This is a genomic window from Micromonospora sp. NPDC002575 (assembly GCF_042889525.1).
GTDB lineage: Bacteria > Actinomycetota > Actinomycetes > Mycobacteriales > Micromonosporaceae > Micromonospora > Micromonospora carbonacea.
Genome location: NZ_JBIARA010000062.1, coordinates 1 through 2,063, shown reverse-complemented (window position 1 = coordinate 2,063; position 2,063 = coordinate 1). Strand labels below are relative to the sequence as shown.

Sequence of the window (2,063 nt, the reverse complement as noted above, 5' to 3'; positions counted from 1 at the left end):
CTCTGCCGGGCGAGCAGGCTGTTGTACGGGTTGGGGTGCATGACGTTCCCTTCCGGGTACTCGGTGCGGACCGGTCCGGGGCCGCGGCGTGGCGGCGGTCCCCGGCGCGGCGCGGCAGGGGTCAGGAGGCGGCGTGCTGGTACGCGGCGATCGCGGCGGAGTCGTCGACCATGCCGTCGACCTCGGCGTAGCCGAAGAACCCGGACTGCAGGTAGTCGGCGTAGCGCTCGTTCAGGCGGATCGTGGTGACGCCCTGGACCTGGCGCACGACGTATCCGGCCTGGAAGTCCCCGAAGACGATGGTCTTCGCGGAGGCGGCGGGCTCGGGCATCTTGTTGTCGACCGTGTACGGCTGGCCGTTGATCGTGGCGGGGAAGCCGGGCGCGGGCACCGGGACCCAGAGCGGCCGCTGGTCGCCGTCCTTCAGCTTGCGGATGACCTTCAGCGTCGTGTCGTGCATGAGGAACCGGCAGTTCGGTCCGCGGTAGGCGGGGTCGACGCTGTGCTCGAGGTCGATCAGGTCGTCGTAGATGACCGACGTGGTCTGACCGCCTGCACCGGTCTTGCCCACCCGCACCTGCGTGGTGATGCCCTCGGGCTGCTTCACGCCGGTGCCGGTGATGAGGTAGCCGGCCACGGCGCGGCCGATGCGCTCGCCGAGCTTGCGCGGCAGCCACGCCTCCAGGCCGAACGCCTCGTCGCGCATGAGCTTCCACGACAGCTTCACCATCTTCGAGGTGAAGATGTATGCGCCCAGCTCGCGCCGCCCGACGCTCATGTCCTGCTCGGGAACCTGCTGGTTCTCCGAGAGCAGGGCGCCCTCGTTGCCGGTGTCGTCGTTGGTGGGCCAGGACAGGTCACCGCCGTCGGCGGTGGTGATGACGGAGCAGATGTTGAGCAGGCCGCCGTAGGCCTTCATCGTCTCCACCATCGTGTTGCGGAACGTCTCGGGCACGAGGTAGCCGCCGGCGCTGTCCGGGCTGGTGCCCATCGCGCGGCGGCCGCCGCCCTGCTGCATCTGGTTGAACCCGCCCTGCAGCAGCTGCCGCTGCTCGCCCTGCAGGCCCTCGAGCCCGTAGCGCAGGTACAGGCCGAACGCCTCGGCGTAGCGGGCGGCCTCGGCGTCCGGGTCGTCGCCGCGGTCGGAGGTGGTGACGATCTGCCCGCGGTCCACGCTGGAGAGCTGGGCCATGCGCTCCAGGCGCTCGAGGTCGCCGGAGACGTCCGTCAGGCGGGCCTCGGCCTCGTCCCAGTTCTGCCGCTCCTCGGCGGTCAGGTCCCGGTTCTCGGTGTCGGCGGCCTGCATGAGTTCCTGCATGCGGTGCCACAGGGTGTTCTGCTCGTCGACCAGGCGCTGGCGCCGGGCGAGGGTCTCGGTGGACATGGTGGTACTCCCCTCCAGAAGGGCATGCCGCAGGGCCCGGCCAATGGCCGGGAGCGGCGGGTGTCGGGTGGGTCAGCGGGCCAGGCCGTAGCGTGCGGCCAGGGCCTGCATCCTGCGGTTGACCGATGTGCGTGACAGCCGAGTGGCGGCGGCCGGCTCGGTGTCCTCGTCGGTACCGCGAGTGGACTCACCCGGCTCGCGGTCGATCGTCTGCAGAAGGCCGAGCAGCTCGGGCCGGTACTGAGCCCGCTGTTCGATCGCGGCGCTGTCGCCGCGGTGTCGCAGTGCGGTGGCCACGGCCCGCAGGCTGGCCTCGGTGTCCTCGTAGGCGGGGAACGTGACGGCCGAGACCTCGAAGAGGCGGACCTCGCGCAGGATGCGCAGTTCGGCCTGCACGGTCTCGGTGGTGCCGCCGCTGTTGACCTCGATGTCGATCAGCTGCCAGTCGTCCTTGATGACCTGGAAGCCGAAGCTCATGCCGGTGATGTTGCCGTTGCGGACGTTCGCCTTGAGGTCTCCCACGTACGACAGGCCCGCGTCCAGGGCGGAGTCCACGGCCAGGCCGCGGTCGTCCTCGGCCAGGCCGAGGGTGTCGGCCGACACACGGGAGACGACGTAGTAGGAGTCGTGGTCGATCAGCATGCGCGCGTCGCCCTCGCTGATCGTTTTCGTGAAGGCG

The 2,063-nt window shown here is 70.3% G+C and carries 2 protein-coding genes; both read right to left on the bottom strand.

The genetic code is table 11. The features are described from left to right. Nucleotides 1–121: 121 nt before the first annotated feature. Entirely contained in the window at nt 122–1,384 is a 1,263-nt protein-coding gene (locus tag ACFYWL_RS31075; RefSeq protein ID WP_386980372.1) for a phage major capsid protein, read from the bottom strand. A gap of 72 nt (nt 1,385–1,456) precedes the next feature. Continuing rightward, nucleotides 1,457–2,063, bottom strand: a 607-nt coding sequence (locus ACFYWL_RS31070) for an HK97 family phage prohead protease (protein WP_386980369.1), incomplete at its 5' end; no start/stop codon positions are given.